The sequence below is a fragment of the Teichococcus wenyumeiae genome (assembly GCF_003696345.1).
Taxonomy (GTDB): Bacteria; Pseudomonadota; Alphaproteobacteria; order Acetobacterales; family Acetobacteraceae; genus Pseudoroseomonas; species Pseudoroseomonas wenyumeiae.
In genome coordinates this window covers 12,429-28,334 of record NZ_RFLX01000022.1, presented here as the reverse complement: position 1 = coordinate 28,334, position 15,906 = coordinate 12,429, and the positions used below count along the sequence as shown (strand labels likewise).

At 68.0% G+C, this 15,906-nt stretch carries 16 protein-coding genes; 9 read left to right on the top strand and 7 right to left on the bottom strand.

Annotated elements, in window-relative coordinates:
• Complete coding sequence (gene asnB / locus EBE87_RS21135; protein WP_120638291.1) at window positions 1-1,959, bottom strand: asparagine synthase (glutamine-hydrolyzing); 1,959 nt, start codon at window positions 1,957-1,959, stop codon at window positions 1-3.
• A 170-nt stretch (window positions 1,960-2,129) separates the two neighbouring features.
• Window positions 2,130-2,465 carry a hypothetical protein gene (locus EBE87_RS28740; RefSeq protein ID WP_147426049.1) on the bottom strand — a complete coding sequence of 112 codons (336 nt, stop codon included), beginning with the start codon at window positions 2,463-2,465 and terminating at the stop codon, window positions 2,130-2,132.
• Here EBE87_RS28740 and EBE87_RS21130 point away from each other — a divergent pair.
• Window positions 2,434-2,997: a PEP-CTERM sorting domain-containing protein gene (locus EBE87_RS21130; RefSeq protein ID WP_147426048.1), complete on the top strand. Its 564-nt coding sequence runs from the start codon at window positions 2,434-2,436 to the stop codon at window positions 2,995-2,997. The genes EBE87_RS28740 and EBE87_RS21130 overlap by 32 nt on opposite strands.
• Before the next feature lie 146 nt (window positions 2,998-3,143).
• Complete coding sequence (locus tag EBE87_RS21125) at window positions 3,144-4,037, top strand: type 1 glutamine amidotransferase (protein WP_120638289.1); 894 nt, start codon at window positions 3,144-3,146, stop codon at window positions 4,035-4,037.
• Window positions 4,038-4,142: 105 nt separating this feature from the next.
• Here EBE87_RS21125 and EBE87_RS21120 read toward each other — a convergent pair whose 3' ends face one another.
• Window positions 4,143-4,469 carry a GAF domain-containing protein gene (locus EBE87_RS21120; protein ID WP_367605172.1) on the bottom strand — a complete coding sequence of 109 codons (327 nt, stop codon included), beginning with the start codon at window positions 4,467-4,469 and terminating at the stop codon, window positions 4,143-4,145.
• Between the two features lie 564 nt (window positions 4,470-5,033).
• Here EBE87_RS21120 and EBE87_RS21115 point away from each other — a divergent pair.
• The 5 genes from EBE87_RS21115 to EBE87_RS21095 all read left to right on the top strand — a co-directional run bounded on the left by EBE87_RS21115 (window position 5,034) and on the right by EBE87_RS21095 (window position 9,762).
• Entirely contained in the window at window positions 5,034-5,825 is a 792-nt protein-coding gene (locus EBE87_RS21115; protein WP_120638297.1) for an SDR family NAD(P)-dependent oxidoreductase, read from the top strand.
• 13 nt (window positions 5,826-5,838) lie between these two features.
• Window positions 5,839-6,732: a polysaccharide deacetylase family protein gene (locus tag EBE87_RS21110; RefSeq protein WP_120638287.1), complete on the top strand. Its 894-nt coding sequence runs from the start codon at window positions 5,839-5,841 to the stop codon at window positions 6,730-6,732.
• A 110-nt stretch (window positions 6,733-6,842) separates the two neighbouring features.
• Window positions 6,843-8,039, top strand: coding sequence for a YncE family protein (locus EBE87_RS21105; RefSeq protein WP_120638286.1), 1,197 nt, complete (start codon window positions 6,843-6,845; stop codon window positions 8,037-8,039).
• A gap of 7 nt (window positions 8,040-8,046) precedes the next feature.
• Window positions 8,047-8,820, top strand: coding sequence for a polysaccharide deacetylase family protein (locus EBE87_RS21100; RefSeq protein WP_120638285.1), 774 nt, complete (start codon window positions 8,047-8,049; stop codon window positions 8,818-8,820).
• A 3-nt stretch (window positions 8,821-8,823) separates the two neighbouring features.
• On the top strand, window positions 8,824-9,762 hold the full coding sequence (locus tag EBE87_RS21095) for a sterol desaturase family protein (protein WP_120638284.1): 939 nt from the start codon (window positions 8,824-8,826) through the stop codon (window positions 9,760-9,762).
• Window positions 9,763-9,864: 102 nt separating this feature from the next.
• On the opposite strand, the gene EBE87_RS21090 is transcribed toward EBE87_RS21095, so the two are convergent.
• From EBE87_RS21090 to EBE87_RS21075, 4 genes are read right to left on the bottom strand one after another with little or no spacing between them, the layout of a single operon-like run.
• Window positions 9,865-10,752, bottom strand: coding sequence for a glycoside hydrolase 5 family protein (locus tag EBE87_RS21090; RefSeq protein ID WP_120638283.1), 888 nt, complete (start codon window positions 10,750-10,752; stop codon window positions 9,865-9,867).
• Between the two features lie 22 nt (window positions 10,753-10,774).
• On the bottom strand, window positions 10,775-11,542 hold the full coding sequence (locus tag EBE87_RS21085) for a TIGR04290 family methyltransferase (RefSeq protein ID WP_120638282.1): 768 nt from the start codon (window positions 11,540-11,542) through the stop codon (window positions 10,775-10,777).
• Window positions 11,539-12,165, bottom strand: coding sequence for a histidine phosphatase family protein (locus tag EBE87_RS21080; RefSeq protein WP_120638281.1), 627 nt, complete (start codon window positions 12,163-12,165; stop codon window positions 11,539-11,541). Before EBE87_RS21080 ends, EBE87_RS21085 begins: the two co-directional genes overlap by 4 nt.
• Window positions 12,166-12,175: 10 nt before the next feature.
• Window positions 12,176-13,258 (bottom strand): inositol-3-phosphate synthase, encoded by a 1,083-nt coding sequence (locus EBE87_RS21075; protein WP_120638296.1) that lies wholly within the window; start codon window positions 13,256-13,258, stop codon window positions 12,176-12,178.
• A 390-nt stretch (window positions 13,259-13,648) separates the two neighbouring features.
• Between EBE87_RS21075 and EBE87_RS21070 the strand changes: the two genes are divergently transcribed.
• Window positions 13,649-14,803: an NAD-dependent epimerase/dehydratase family protein gene (locus EBE87_RS21070; protein ID WP_233553193.1), complete on the top strand. Its 1,155-nt coding sequence runs from the start codon at window positions 13,649-13,651 to the stop codon at window positions 14,801-14,803.
• The gene (locus EBE87_RS21065) at window positions 14,800-15,894 is read left to right on the top strand and encodes an SDR family NAD(P)-dependent oxidoreductase (RefSeq protein ID WP_120638280.1); all 1,095 of its coding nucleotides are present in this window, start codon (window positions 14,800-14,802) and stop codon (window positions 15,892-15,894) included. Before EBE87_RS21070 ends, EBE87_RS21065 begins: the two co-directional genes overlap by 4 nt.
• The last annotated feature ends 12 nt before the right edge of the window (window positions 15,895-15,906 follow it).

Below are 15,906 nucleotides of genomic sequence, written 5' to 3'. Positions count from 1 at the left end.
TCAGGCTGCCATCAGCGGCGAGCGGGTGGCCTCCACCGACCGCATCGCCTCATGCCAAGCCTGGAACATCAGGATGTTCCAGATCACCCGGTTCCAGCCGCGATTGTGGTGGGCGAAGTCCTCCCACAGCCGCCGGCAGGCCGTGACATTCAGCAGGCCATGGCGGCCCAGCGCCTCACGGCTCATCAGTGCCTCCGCCCATTCCCGCAGCTCGTTGCGCAGCCAGACTTCCACCGGGGCGCCGAAGCCCATCTTCGGCCGGTCCACCAGCTCGCGTGGCACATGACGGTAGAGCAAGGCGCGCAGCGGCAGCTTGCCAGTGCCGTCATGGCACTTGGCTCCCGTCGGAAAGCGCCAGGACATCTCGATGATGCGGTAATCCAGCAGCGGGCAACGCACCTCCAGCGAGGTGGACATGCTGGCACGGTCCACCTTCGCCAGGATGTCGTCGATCAGATAGGAGGCCGTGTCGATGAAGGTCATCCGGTCGATGGCGGAGGAACGACCGAGATTGAAGGTTCCATCCGTCAGCGGCCGGTTGGCATCGCCCCCTTCCGCCAGCAGGGCGCCGGGGTTGAGCGACTGCGACACCAGCATCTCATGCACCCGGTCCGGGTCGCCATGGTCGAGCAGGCTGCCGAGCAGCAGGAAGCGGCGCTCCATGCGCGTGCCGCTGACGCGGCCGACCGGGCGGGCGAGGCTGTTGACCAGGGTGCTGGCCAGGCTGCGCCCGAAGCCGGGCAGCTTGGCGCGGTGCGACAGCCAGCGGTCGATGGCGGCGTAGCGGGCATAGCCGGCGAAAAGCTCGTCGCCGCCATCGCCGGAAAGGGCCACCGTCACGCTCCGCCGCGCCATCCGGCAAAGCAGCGTGGTGGGGATCATGGAATCGTCGGCGAAAGGCTCGTCGAGGATGCCAGGCAGGTCCTTCACCACGCCGATCAGGTCGGCGGGGGTGACGTAGAGCTCCTCATGCTGGGTGCCGAGATGGGTGGCGACGCTCTGGGCGTGCTCGGCCTCGTTCCATTCCTTGACGGCGAAGCCGATGGAGAAGCTGCGCACCTGATTGGTGGAGCCCGCCGCCATGACCCCGGTCACCAGCGAGGAATCGATGCCGCCGGACAGAAAGGCGCCTACCGGCACATCGGCCACCATGCGGCGCGCCACGGCATCGCGCAGCACCGTGTCGAGTTCTTCCTCCGTCGCGGTCTGGCCGCTAGCCTGGGCGTCCAGGCCCGCCAGGGCGACCTGCCGCAGGTCCCAGTAAGGCTGCGGCCGCGGCATCTGCCGCCGGCGCAGCGCCTGCTGGTCCATCCGCAGCAGCGTGCCGCCCGGCAGCTTGAAGGTGGAGGCGAAGATGGTCCGCTCGCCCGGCACATAACCCAGCTGCAGGAACTCGTTCAGCGCCTCGGACGAAATGCCGAAATCGAATTGCGGGAAAGGCCAGAGCGCCTTCAGCTCCGAGCCGAAGACAAAGGCCTCTCCTGCCCAACCATAGTAGAGCGGCTTCTTGCCGATGCGGTCGCGGGCCAGGGTCAGCACCTGTTCCTCGCGGTCCCAGACCGCGAAGGCGAACATGCCATTGGCGCGCCGGATCGCCGCTTCCACGCCCCAGAGGGCAATGGCCTCCGCCATCACCTCGGTATCCGAATGCCCGCGCCAGGCGAGCGGACCGCGCGCTGCCTCGATCTCGGCGCGGATATCGGCGAAGTTATAGATCTCGCCGTTCATCATGATCACGTACCGGCCATCGCCCGAGAGCATTGGCTGGTGACCGGCGGGCGAAAGATCGATGATCGAGAGCCGACGGAAGCCGAAGGCGATGCCGGTCCGGTCGATCCAGCTGCCGCCATCGTCGGGGCCGCGATGCACCAGCCGGTCCCGCATCCGGTCCACAAGCTCTTCCGCCTGTCGCCCATCGGCCATGCCGCCGGGAATGAAGAAGCCGACAATCCCGCACATGCAAGCATGCTCCTCTGCCAGACAGGACGGCCACGTAGCGCCACAGGAACTCCGGTGGCTGTCAATCCTGTCACAATATGGCTGGCTTCTACAGGCTCATGTCATGTCATGGCTATGCGCAGGCAGGCAACGAGATGACACTATAACAAAGCCGTTACTTCATGCGCCGTTTACATTCTAGGAAACAGCATTGTTATCGCAAGATCAGCCAGCAAAGTGAAACCGTGGCGATAACGTAACTTGATTTTACAGTCAAGCTTGCGTCGCATGTCGAAATTCTTAACGACGGTGATTGCGCGGAACTTTAGATAGTTGAATTGCCAGCATTTTTTCTGCGGCACGGCATTTGCAGTCCTGCAGCGCGGAGGCTCACCACCATGGAGAGCCCGCATGCAAACAAAGGACGTCTCAATGCGGAACTTTAAGTCGCTGGTTCTCGGAACGGCTTTTGCGATCGCCACCAGCGCCTCGGCCATGGCAGCGCCCATTACCGGCAGCTTCGACATCACCGGCCTCTTCCAGGCCGAGAACAGCGCCGGTACCAATGTCGCCTTCACCCAGGCCACCGCCATTGATTTCTGCGCCAGCCCGACCGGCGCCTGCGTGACCGATGCCGGCGCCGGCACCGGGACCGGCACCTTCCAGGTCAACAACGCCTCCGCCGGCAACACCTTCGGCATCACCGACGGCGGGACCGGTGTGGTCAAGGACTTCAGCTTCAGCCCCTTCAGCAGCGTCAACGACTTCCTGAAGATCGGCGACCTGACCTTCGACCTGCAGGAGATCACCAACTCCTCCTTCAGCGCCGGCAACTTCGAGTTCCTGGTGCTGACCGGCACGGGCATGTTCAGCCGCGAAGGTTATGACGACACCGCCGGCACCTTCAGCTTCACCGGCCAGACCAATGGCCTGGACACCACCGGCACCTTCACCTTCAGCGGCGCCGCCGCCGCGGTGCCGGTGCCCGAGCCCGCCTCGCTGGCGCTGTTCAGCGCCGGCCTGCTGGGCCTCGGCCTGGTGCGCCGCCGCAAGGCCTGAGCGACAGCCTGTCGGGTTTCCTGACAGGGGGAGCGGCCTCCGGGCCGCTCCCGCTTCTGTGACAACACCGATCTTCCTGCCAAGCCCCTTTCGCACCAGGGATTCGGGACCACTTCCCTGACCTTCTTGCTTGGTCAGGAGCCTTGATGTCCCAACCCTTCCGCTTTCTGGTGGCTGAAAGCGAGGCGCCGGAAGCCCGTGATGCCCGCCGCGAGAGTGTCGGCCGCAGCTCCGGCGAAACCTATGTCCATACCCTCAGGCAACTGGCCCCTGGCGCCCTGTGCGACCAGCTGAAGCCTGCCGAGGAAGAGGCGCCGGAACAACAGCCGGAGGGCCTGCGCCGCTACGACGCCGTCTTCCTCTGCGGCTCGCCCATGCATGTCTATGACGACACGCCCAAGGTGCGGCGGCTGCTGCGCTTCATGCGGGCCGTTTTCGCCTCCGGCACGCCCGCCTTCGGCTCCTGCGCCGGACTGCAGGTCGCGGTGGCTGCGGCGGGGGGCAAGGTGCGGCCCCGGCGGCATGGGCAGGAAGCCGGCTTCGCGCGCCGCATCGTGCCGACGGAGACCGGGCGGCACCACCCGCTGCTGGCTGGCCGCGCCGCCAGCTTCGACGCCATTGCCATTCATTCCGATGAGGTGGAGGAACTGCCGCCCGGCGCCACCCTGCTGGCCAGCAGCAGCGAGACACAGGTGCAGGCGGCGGAGATCCGCAGCGGCAACGGCCTCTTCTGGGGTGTGCAATACCATCCGGAACTGGCACTGGACGAGGTCGGTCCGGCCCTGCGGCGCCAGGCAGGCTCACTGGTGGAGAGCGCCCTGGCCCTGGACGAGGTGGCGGTGGAAGCCTTCGCCACCCGGGTGGATGCCCTGGCGCGCGAGCCGGCGCGGCGCGACCTCGCCTGGCAACTGGGGCTGGACCGTCAGGTCACCGATGCAGGCCTGCGGCAGCTGGAGCTGCGGAACTTCATCCGCCATCAGGCCGAGCCGAGGCGGGCGGCACGCTGCCGGGCGGCCTCCGGCGTGCCCTCGCCCGCCTAGGGCTGGCCGCGCCTCAGGCGGATTGATAGGCGCAGTGCAGCACCTGGTTCTTGCCGCTCAGGCGGCGCACCTGCGCCATCACCCGCCGCAGCTCCAGCATGGTCATCACGGTATCGGCCAGCCGCGCCAGGATCTGCGGCTGGTCTCGGGGAATTCCCGCGGCTGGCGGCCTGGGACGCACAGCGTCCCCGGCGCGACGTCCCGGTTCACCAGCAGCGCACCGGCATAGATGCGCATGTCTGGCTCCCCCAACACCAGGGGATGATCCGCGAAGCGGGCGTCGGTGCGCGTATCCGGCGCCACCGTCACCTCGCCCGGCCGCGGGATGGCCCAGGCGCAGAAGGAATGCTCGCGCGGCACCTCCACCACCGGCAGGCCCTTGCGAGCCTTGAACCACTGCCGGTCGGCATCGGTGAGGGAGACAAGGGACAGCGGGCTGTCGGTCCGTTACGCGGCCAGCTCGGCGATGTTGTCGAAGGTGGCTTCGCAGGCGGTATCCAGACCCCGTGCGACCGCGGAGCGGCCAGGCGTTCAGCCTCAGTGACAGGAAGAGGGCATAGAGTACGGACAGGCTCCCGCATTCTGGCAGTCCTCCGCAGTCGGTTCCGCGGTTGTTTTTCGAAATGTGCAAATCATGAACCAACCCGGGGGGTAGGTTTGGCAACCTGTCAGGATGCAGGCCAAGGTATGCCAGACCGCCAGCGACATGCCCGGCCGGCTCCGGATGCTGCCGCCCTTCTGCCCATCGGCGCGGCCATGGCCAACACCGTCTCCGCGGCTCCTCCGGGGCCGCCGCGTTGTCCGCTGCCTGCCTCCCGCCCTATAGAGCGGCACCGCATCACGGACCACCGCCTTGCCGTCAGCCATTCCGCCGCGTGCTCCCGTCCCTCCCCTTCCGCCGGTGGCGGAGCGGGCATGGTGGGGGCCTGCCGCGCCAGGGCCGGCAGCAGGCGCGGCCTTCCGGCGCGGCGGCTGTTGCTGAACAAGGGGAAAGTCATGGATTACGCGCAGGAAATGGTCGGCAAGCGGGTGGTGATCACCGGCGCCTGCGGCATCATCGGCGGCTGGCTGGCCGAGGCCTTCGGCCGGGCCGGCGCCAAGCTCTGCCTGACCGATGCGCGTGCCGAGCCGCTGCAGGCGCTGACCTCCGCGCCCTGGTTCACCGAGAGCAGCTTCGTCCTCACCACCGATCTCCGCGATGCCGAGGCCATCGAGGCGATGGCGGCCGAGGTCGGCAAGCGCTGGGGCGCTGCAGATGTGCTGGTGAACAATGCCGGGATCTATCCCAGCGGCTTCCTGCTGGACGTCGATGCCGCGGAATGGGACCGCATCTTCGACATCAACCTGCGCGCGCCCTTCCTGCTCAGCCGCGCCTTCGCCAAGCTGATGATCGCCCAGGGCGTGAAGGGCAATATCATCAACATCTCCTCCGGCGCCGCGCGCAAGATGCGCCGCACCGCCTGCCCCTACAGCACCTCCAAGACCGCGCTGGACCGGCTGACCAAGGGCTTCGCCATCGAGCTGGCCGAATACGGCATCCGCGCCAATGCGCTGGAGCCCGGCTTCGCCGCCGGCAGCGATGTCAGCCAGCTCACTCAGGCGCATGTCGACAATGTCATCGCCAATATCCCCGCCGGGCGCCCGACCTCGCCGCAGGACGTGGGCAATGCCGCGCTGTTTCTGGCCAGTTCCGCCAGCGCCTATATCACCGGCGCCTCCCTGCCCGTGGATGGCGGCAATTCCATCGGCTCCCTCGCCGTCTACCAGGACAAGAAGCACGCGCTGTAAGGAAGCCCGACCCATGGTGCAGCCCTGGCCCCGCTACCAATGGCCCGACGGCAAGCAGGCTGCCTTCTGCTTCACCGTCGATGTCGATGCCACCGCCCCTTACCTCTGGGTGCAGCGGGCGCCGGGGGCGGCCCGCACCCTGGGGCAGCTCGAACAGCGGCATTTCGGCCAGCGCCTCGGCGTCTGGCGGATCATGGACCTGATCGAGCGCTTCGGCATCAAGGGCTCCTTCTTTGTGCCCGGCACCATCGCCGAGGAGCACCCGAACCTGCTGCCGGCCATCCTGCAGCGCGGCCACGAGGTGGGGCTGCACGGCTGGTTTCATGAGCTGGTGGCCGAAAGCTCGGATGCCGAATTCACCGCGGCGCTGGAGGCTTCGGTGGAGCTGTTCCGCCGCCAGACCGGCGCGGCGCCCAAGGGCTTCCGTTCCCCGGCCTGGGAAATGACGCCGCACATGGTGCGCGAGGTCCGTCGCCTCGGCCTCTGGGACAGTTCCCTGATGGGCGCCGACCACCCCTACGAGATCGAGGGGCTGGTGGAGGTGCCGGTGCAATGGGCCATCGACGACGCCATCCTCTACAAATACAGCGGCCTGCCCGGCGACCGGACGCCCGCCACTCCTGGCGTCGTGCTGGAAAGCTGGCGGGAGGAATGGGAAGGCCAGCACCAGTATGGCGGCATGCTGATGCTGACGGTGCATGACTGGATCTCCGGCCGGGTGCAGCGGCTGCGGATGCTGGAGAAACTGCTGGCGCAGGTCACCGCCACGCCGGGCGCCTGGGTGGCCAAGGTGGGCGAAGTAGCGGCCTGGCATGCCGCCTCGGCCAATGCCGGGCGCTTCCTGGCGGAGGCCAGGATCCCGGAGCCGGTGGAGCCGCGCCGCTTCGGCCGGGGTCTCGTGGGTTAAGCTCCGGAAACGTCACGCGAAGTTTCTGGCCTGTTACGGGCGGAAGCTGCTACAGGCGCGGGGCGCAGCTTCTGCCTCCCGCGCCTCCTAACGCCCGAAAGCGCCTTACCATGCGGCTTCCTCGCGGTCTCGTTCTGCCCCTCCTGCTCGCCACGCTGGCGCCGGGTCTGGCCCTGGGACAGACCACCCCCGCAGCCACACCGGACACGGCGGCACCCGCTCCGGCGGCCCTGGCCCCCGCGCCGAATGGCCTGGTTTATGTGCTGAATTCGGGCGAGGCCAATATCCTGGTGCTGGATGCCGCGACACGGGAGGAGGTGCGCCGCATCCCCGTGCTGCGGGAAGTGCACCACCTGGCCCTGACGCCGGATGGCGGCACGCTGATGATCGGCGATTCCGGCGCCAATGAAATGCTCTTCATCAATCCCGGCACCGGCGAGATGGTGAAGCGAGAGCCGCTCTCGAACCCCTATCACCTTGGTTTCAGCCCGGATGGCAAGCACCTGGTCATCACCAGCCTGCGGCGGGACCAGGTGGATCTCTATGGCTGGGACGGCCAGGCGCTGGCGCTGGAAGCGCGGCTGCGCCTGCCGGACATGCCCAGCCACATCGCCTTCAGCCCGGACAGCAAGCTGGCTTACGTCACCCTGCAGGGCAACAACCTGCTGACGGCCATCGACCTGCAGACGCGCGAGCCGGTCTGGAAGCTCGACGTCGGGCCGCAGCCGGCGGGCGTGATCTGGCACGAGGGCAAGCTGCTGGTGGGCATCATGGGCCGCGACTACGTGGCCGTGGTGAACCCGGAGACACGGCAGGTGGACCGCCGCATCAAGGTCGGCCGCGGCGCCCATGCCATCTTCCCGGCGCCAACGAGGGACGGCAAGCCGGGGCTGCTGTATGTCACCAGCCGGGTGGACAGCCGCATCACCGTGCTGGACCCCGCGACCCTGGACATCGTCAAGGTGCTGGACGTGCCGGGCGGGCCGGATTGCGTCTCCTTTGACCCGCAGGGCCGGCTCTGGGTGACGCAGCGCTGGATCGGCCGCGTCGCGGTGGTGGACCCGGAGACCGGCACGCTGGAGAACCAGCCGGTCGGCCGCTCCCCGCACGGTGTCCTTTTTCAGCCCACTGCCGCACCGGTGCCGGTGGCCGCCGGCGCTTCCGCCAGCCCGGCCCTCGTCCCGGCGCCTGCCGCTGGCGGCGTTGGTCTGGTGGCACCCGCCGCTGCCGCCGAGACCCCGCCAGCCCCAGTCACCGAAGCCGCGCCGGCGCCCAGCCGGCGCCTTTTCGCCCCCCGGACGCACTGAGCCCGCCGTGCCTGCTTTCCTGCCCCGCCGTGCCCTGCTGGCGGCGGCTGCCGCCGCATCCGCGACCCACGCCCTGGCTGCGCCCGCCCTGCCGCAATGCCGCGCCGGCACGCTGTACCTGACCATCGACACCGGCTGGGGGCGGGAGGCCGAGGCCATTGCCGCCGCCATGCAGCGCCGCGAGATCCGCGCCACGCTGTTCCTGGCCAATGAGCCGGATTTCCGCGGCGGCGAGACCCTGGGCCCTGCCTGGGCCGATTTCTGGCGCGCCCGCGCCGCCGAGGGACATGCCTTCGGCAGCCATACCTGGCGCCACTGGTATCTGGCCGCCGACCCTGCCCCGGCCCAGGTGCGCTATGTCTCCCGCCGCCGCGGCGAGGGCGCGGAAACCCTGGATGGCCCCGGCTTCTGCGCCGAGCTGCGGAAGCCCGTCGAGGCCCTGCAAAGCATCGCGCCCGATGCGAAGCTCCTGCCGCTGTGGCGCGCGCCGGGCGGGCGCACCACGCCCAATGCGCTGAAGCTGGCCACCGCCTGCGGCCTGCGCCACCAGGGCTGGAGCGCGCGCGGCTTCCTGGGCGATGAGCTGGACAGCGCCAAATACCCCAACAAGGCGCTGCTGGCCCAGGCGCTCTCCCGCACCCAGGATGGCGAGGTGCTGCTGATGCACTGGGGCGTGCGGAGCCGGCGCGAGCCTTTTGGGTTGATCTTCGAGGATCTGATTGCAGGCCTGCAGGCGCGCGGCTTCTGCTTCGCCACCCTGCCGGCCTCCGGAGTGGCATGAGCGATGATGGACGCGATCCAGGATGCCTGGAACGGGTTGAACGGCTGGCTCTTTGAGGCGGCCGTGCAGCCCGCCCTCTATGCCCTCGGCCTGATGGCCTGGGCGGAGGATGCCTTCGACTGGATGGACTTCTTCATGTTCGGCCTGCTGCAGGTGGCCATCGTCTATGCCATCTGCCGCCCGCTGGAAGCCTGGAAGCCGGTGGAGCGCTGGGGCGACCGCCGCCGGGTGCGCGTGGATATCCTCTACACGATGCTGGCGCGGCTCGGCATCCTGCCGCTGATCGCCTTCATCGCCTTCTCCGCCATGGAATCGCGGCTGGCGGGGCTGGTGGCCGATAGCGGCTGGGTGCCGCCGACGCTGGAGACGCTGGTGCCCGCGCTCCGGGAATACCCGCTGCTGGCGCTGCTGACCTACATCGTAGTGATGGATTTCGGCGAATACTGGCGGCACCGCTTCCAGCACACCTTCGGCTGGTGGTGGGCGCTGCATTCTATCCACCATGCCCAGACCCAGATGACCTTCTGGACCGATGACCGCAACCACGTGCTGGACGATGTCATCGGCGCCCTGTGGTTCGGTGGCCTGGCGCTGCTGATCGGCGTGCCGCCGGGGCAGTTCCCGCTGGTGGTCATCGTGCTGCGCCTGGCCGAGAGCCTCAGCCACGCCAATATCCGCCTTTCCTTCGGCGCGGTCGGGGAAAGGCTGCTCGTCTCCCCCCGCTTCCACCGGCTGCACCATGGCCAGGGGCGGGACCTGGCCAACAAGAACTTCGCCGTGCTGCTGCCCATCTGGGACTGGATCTTCGGCACAGCCGATTTCCGCCGCGATTATTTCCCGCCGACCGGCGATGGCTCCCCGGCCGATGCGCCCGTGCATGGCGGCTGGCTGCGGCAGCAGATGGTGGGGCTGCGGCGGCTTGGGGCGGCGCTGACGCGCTGAAAAGGCCAGGGGAATGGATTCCCCTGGACCCCTCCTTTTCTCTTCGAGTTGAGTTCAGGCGGCCGGTAACGGCCGCCTTTGTTTTTTTCAGAAGGCTTTTTGTCAGTCCGCGTAGCGCCGCGTCATGCTGGCGCAGAAGGAGGCGAATTCCTCCACCACCTGCGGCGCGCTGGTGTGGTGCGGCGCGATGCCCCGGTGCTCCGGCGTGAAGCAGAAGGTGACGGTGACATCGAAATCCGCCAGCGCCTCCATCTGCCGGTCGAACCAGGCCAGGGCATTGGGGCGGTAGCTGTCGGCCCAGGAGATGCCGGTGCGCAGGTGCTTCACGCCCAGGCGCTTCAGCCAGGTCACAGCATCATCCAGCCGGTGATCCTCGAAATGGAACCACTGGCAGATGCCCATATCGGGTGCGTGCTGGGCGAACTGCTCCAGCGAGGGCTTGGGCGTGCCGTCTTCCCGCACGAGGCCCATGTAGAAGTGGCGGTAGTAGGAGGAACCCTCGGCCTCCCGGTGCCGCGTGGTGGCTTCCCAGGCGCTGGGCAGGTCGAAGAGGCTGTACCAGAGGATGCGCGGCGCCAGGCCTTTCAGCAGCCCGGCGGTTTTGTTGACGCCCCAGGCCTGCACCTCCTCCGACCCGAAGGAGGAGACGCCGACCTCGGAAACCCAGACCGGCAGGTCGGTGACGGCCTTGATCTCGTCCAGCTTGGCCGGCCAGTGGTCGATGGGCCAGAGGTTCCAGTCCAGCGGGAAACCATGCACGGCCACCGCGTCCATCTGCGCCAGCACGCCGCGCTGCTGCATCTTCATGATGAAGACCGGATCGATCGGCGACATGCCGCCCAGCACGCGGGTGATCCGGCTGCTCTCCGCCCGCACCGCCTCGCCGGCCATCCGCGCCGTTTCCGCGAAGATCACCCAGTCCGGGTCCACCTCCGGGTCCCAGTGGGACTTGTTGTTGGGCTCGTTCCAGATCATCGCCGAAGTCATCATCGGGGCGGAATGTCCTTGTCGGTCAGACGGCGCCAGCGCCGCGGGCAGGATAGACAGCGGCAGCGCCGTAGGCGGGGGCAGTGCGGCGGCAGAGATAGACCTCGGGGTCCGGGTTCTGCAGGATCTCGAAGCCGGTGTTACGCAGCATGGCCTCGGCGCAGGCACGGTTGGGCACCCACCAGTTGGTTAGGTCGCCGGCATAGCGGTGCTCGATGAACTGCAGGCGCGGGAAGCCCGGCGCCTCGAAGGGCGCGGCGTCGGTGAAGGGATAATCCTCTGCCACAGGCGCCACTTCGGTGGTGCCGCGCTGCATGCACTGGAACAACAGCAGGTCCTTGGCGACATGCTCGTGGATCAGATCCAACGCCAGCAGCGGGTGGCGCAGGTGGTAGAGCACGCCGAGAAAGATCACGAGGTCGAAGCGCTCGCCCAGCGCACCGACGTCATAGACCTCCATGCGGCGGAACTCGATCTCCTGCCCGAGTGTGCGGGCGGCGAAGCGGGCCTGTTCCAGATAGGTCTCGTCATGGTCGATGCCGAGCACCCGCGCGGCGCCGCGCCGCTTCATCTCGAGGGCATAGAAGCCGCCGTTGCAGCCGATATCGAGCACGCTCATGCCGGTCATGTCAGCCGGCAGAACATGGGAAAAATGCTGCCAGAACTGGCCTGGATGATTGCCCAGCGGATGGTCCGGCGCGGTCCAGACGCCATGCAGGTCGATATTATGGAACCAATCGCCCAGCGCCGTGGCGCCGGCGCGGATCGCATCCTGTGACGGCCGCTGGCTCATGCCGCTTCCCCTTCTTCCACATTGGCGAGATGCGCCACGTCGTTCAGCCCCAGCACCCGCCCGCCGCCGGGCCAGAGCGCCAGGGCGCTGATGGAGGCCGGGCTGACCTCCAGCCGCTCATAGGCCTGCAAGGGCAGGCCGAGGACCTCCAGAATGGCGGTGCGGATGATCTCGGCGTGGCTGACCAGGGCAACGCGCCCTTCAGGATGCCGCGCCCGCAGCGCCTCCAGCAGCGCCTGCACCCGCGCCCGCACCGCCGCCATGCTCTCGCCGCCTGGGGCGGCGGCGGTGTCGCGGCTGTGGTTCCACGTCTGCCAGCGCGGGTCTTCCTCCAGCGCGGCGAAGCGGCTGCCGGTCCAGGCGCCGAAATCCACTTCCTCGGCCTCGGGCAGGATGCCAGGCTCCAGGCCACAACAGGCGCTCAGCGGCACTGCTGTCTCGCGGCAACGCTGCACCGGGCTGGTATAGAGCGCGTCGAGCATCCCTGGTCCGAAGCGCCGGGCCAGCCTCGCCGCCTGCCAGCGCCCGGTTTCGCCGAGCGCCACCTCGGGCATCCGGCCGCAGAGCAGGTCCCCCACACGGTCATGTGCCGCGTGCCGCAGCAGGAACAGGGTCAGGGCCATGGAGCCGGCGTCAGTCCAGTCCCTGGATGAAGCGCATGGTGCGCTCGCGCGCCTCGCTGTCGGTGAACTGCTGCGGCGGCGACTTCATGAAATAGGAGGAAGGCGCCGTCAGCGCACCGCTGATACCACGATCCAGCGCCAGCTTGGCGCAGCGTACGGCGTCGATCACGATGCCGGCGGAATTGGGCGAATCCCAGACCTCCAGCTTCAACTCCAAGTTCAGCGGCATGCCGCCGAAGCTGGTGCCCTCGATGCGGATCTGCGCCCATTTCCGGTCGGTCAGCCAGGGTACGAAGTCGCTGGGCCCGACATGAACATTATTGGCATCCAGCGGCACGTCGAACTGGCTGGTCACCGCCTGTGTCTTGGAGATCTTCTTGGATTCCAGCCGTTCGCGCTCCAGCATGTTCTTGAAATCGGCATTGCCACCGAAATTCAACTGATAGGTGCGGTCGATACGCACGCCGCGCTCGCGGAACAGGTTGGCCAACACGCGGTGCACGATGGTGGCGCCGACCTGGCTCTTGATGTCATCGCCGATGATCGGCAGCCCGCGCTCCTCGAAACGCTTCCGCCAATCGGGATTGGAAGCGATGAAGACAGGGATGCAGTTCACGAAGGCGCAGCCGGCCTTCAGCGCCTGCTCGGCATAATATTCGGAGGCCTGCTGCGAGCCGACCGGCAGATAGGACACCAGCACATCGGTCCGGCTCTCGCGCAGCACCTCGGCCACATCGGCCACGGGCGCCTCGGCTTCCTCCAGCTCCCGCCGCAGATAGGTGCCCAGGCCATCCAGCGTCGGGCCGCGATGCACCTGCACGCCGCTGAGGGCCAGCGGGGCGAATTGCTGGGTGTTGTTGGGCTGCGCGGTCAGCGCCTCCGACAGGTCGCGCCCCACCTTGCCGGCGGTGACATCGAAGGCCGAGGCGATCTCGATGTCGCGCACATGGTAGCCCCCGAGATCGACATGCATCAGCCCCGGCGGTGGCTCATTGGCGCCGGCATCCCGATAATAGGCCAGGCCCTGGACAAAGGAGGAGGCGCAATTTCCGGCTCCGACCAAGCCGACGCGGAGCGATGCTGAACCCGACACGACACCTCCATCCCCAATGATTTGCCGCAGAAAACGGTCCCGGCCTTCGCCGCGCGAGGCCCCGGATGCGGTGGCTGGCAGCCACAGACCATCACGCAGCACCGCCTTTCCGGAGTAGCTGGCGTAGGCGTGGCTATCAACACGGGGCGCAGCTTCTAAGTTGATCCTTGCTGCACATAATTTTTTGATCGCGCGATCATGCAGCGCCGCACAAGCATTTTCACGGCTATGTGAGCACTGATGTGGCGTGGCTCTCTTGCCACAGCAGGCAAAGAGGTCCTGAAATTTGCCAAGCTCTCGCGCAACTGCCGAGTTCGGCGCGCATTCAGCTTCTTGTTCATCTTCTACTTACCTGACCTTTCGCGCGCGCGCGAGGGCAGCGTTTCCTCCATGCCCGCAATCGCGGGCGCCTGCGACAAGGGCCACGGCATGAACGAGACCATCCTGATCACCGGTGGCGCGGGCTTCATCGGCAGCCATGTGGCAAGGGCCCTGCTGGAGCGAGGCTACCGGGTCCGGGTGCTCGACAGCCTGATCGACCAGGTGCATGGCGGCCGCGGCCCGACCCTGCTGGCGCCGGAGGTCGAGTTCATGCGCGGCGATGTGCGGGATGAAGCCGCCGTCACCCGCGCCCTGGAAGGGGTTGGCAGCGTCATCCACCTCGCCGCCGAGGTGGGCGTCGGCCAGAGCATGTATGCGATCGACCGTTATGTCTCGGTGAATGAGCTGGGCACCGCGGTGCTGTTCCAGCAGCTCATCCACAAGCCGGTGCGGCGCGTGGTGGTCGCTTCCTCCATGAGCATCTATGGCGAGGGCCTCTACCGCGACGCCGATGGCAGGCTGCATGACGACGTGCTGCGCAGCCCGCGCCGCGACGGCGCCGCCAACTGGGACCCGCTGGACGCCCAGGGGCGGCCGCTGGTGCCGGTGCCGACTCCGGAAAGCAAGCGGCCGCAGCTCGCCTCCGTCTATGCCATCAACAAGTACACGCAGGAGCGGCTGACGCTCACCCTGGCGCCGGCCTATGGCATGGAAGGCGTGGCGCTGCGGCTCTGGAATGCCTATGGGCCGGGCCAGGCCCTCTCCAACCCCTATACCGGCGTGCTGGCCATCTTCGCCGCCCGCATCCAGAACCGGCAGCGCCCGATGGTCTTCGAGGACGGCCAGCAGCGCCGCGACTTCGTTCATGTCGGCGACGTGGCCAAGGCCTTCGTCCTGGCACTGGAGCACCCCAAGGCGGCGGGGCAGGTTTTCAACGTCGCCAGCGGCCAGGACCGCACGGTGGAGGAAGTGGCGCTGGCGCTCGCCGCCGCCATGGGCCGACCGGAACTGGGGCCGGAGATGACCGGCAAGGCCCGCAGCGGCGACATCCGCCACAACATCCCCGATATCACCCGCATCCAGCAGGAACTCGGCTTCAGCGTCGACCGGGACTTCCAGCAGGACCTGGCGGAACTGGCCGAATGGGTAGCTTCGCAGCAGCAGGCCGAGGACCGCGTGCTGCAGGCGCGCAAGGAACTGGAGATGCGGGGACTGGTGGCATGAGCGGGGCCGAGATCGCCGGCCCGGCGCTCGGCGGCCGCAAGCCCGTCCTGGTCACCGGCGGCGCCGGCTTCATCGGTTGCAACCTGGCCGACCGGCTGGCGCAGCAGGGCCATGACGTCATTGTCTTCGACGCCCTGGCGCGGCCCGGCGTGGAGCGCAACCTGGCCTGGCTGCAGGCCCGACACCCCGCCCGCATCACCACCATGGTAGCCGATGTGCGCGACGCCAGCGCGGTGGATACAGCGCTGCGCGATGCGCAGGCGGTGTTCCACCTCGCCGGGCAGGTGGCGGTGACCACCAGCCTCGTCTCGCCGCAGGAGGATTTCGACATCAACCTGCGTGGCACCTTCCTGATCCTGGAAGGGCTGCGGCAGCGCGGCGGCGGCAAGGTGCCGCTGGTCTTCGCCAGCACCAACAAGGTTTATGGCGACCTGGGCGACGTGGCACTGGAGCAGGTGCAGGACAGCTACCTGCCCGCCGATCCGGCGCTGCGCGCCAGCGGCATCGGCGAGTCCCGGCCGCTGGATTTCCACACGCCCTATGGCTGCTCCAAGGGCGCCGCCGACCAGTATGTGCTGGATTACGACGGCTCCTTCGGCGTGCCCACCACCGTGCTGCGCATGAGCTGCATCTACGGCCAGCGGCAGATGGGCACGGAGGACCAGGGCTGGGTCGCCCATTTCCTGATCCGCGCCTTGCGCGGCGAGCCCATCAGCATCTTCGGCGATGGCCGGCAGGTGCGCGACGTGCTGCAGGTGGACAATGCCGTCGAGGCCTATCTGAACGCCTGGAGCCGCATGGGCACCACCCATGGCCGCGCCTTCAACCTCGGCGGCGGCCCGGGCAATGCGATCAGCCTGCGCCAGCTGCTCGCCGCCATGCAGGACATGCTGGGCCGGCGGGTGGAGCTGCAATTCGCCGACTGGCGCGCCGGGGACCAGCGCTACTACGTCTCCGACACCCGCGCCATCCGGCAGGAGCTGGGCCTGAGCGAGCCGCGCCCCTGGCGGGAAGGCATCGCCGCCCTGGCCCGCTGGCTGGAGCAGGAAAGCGGCCTGCAGGCCGCCAGCAGCCTGGAAACGCTGACATGACGGCCCGGCGGC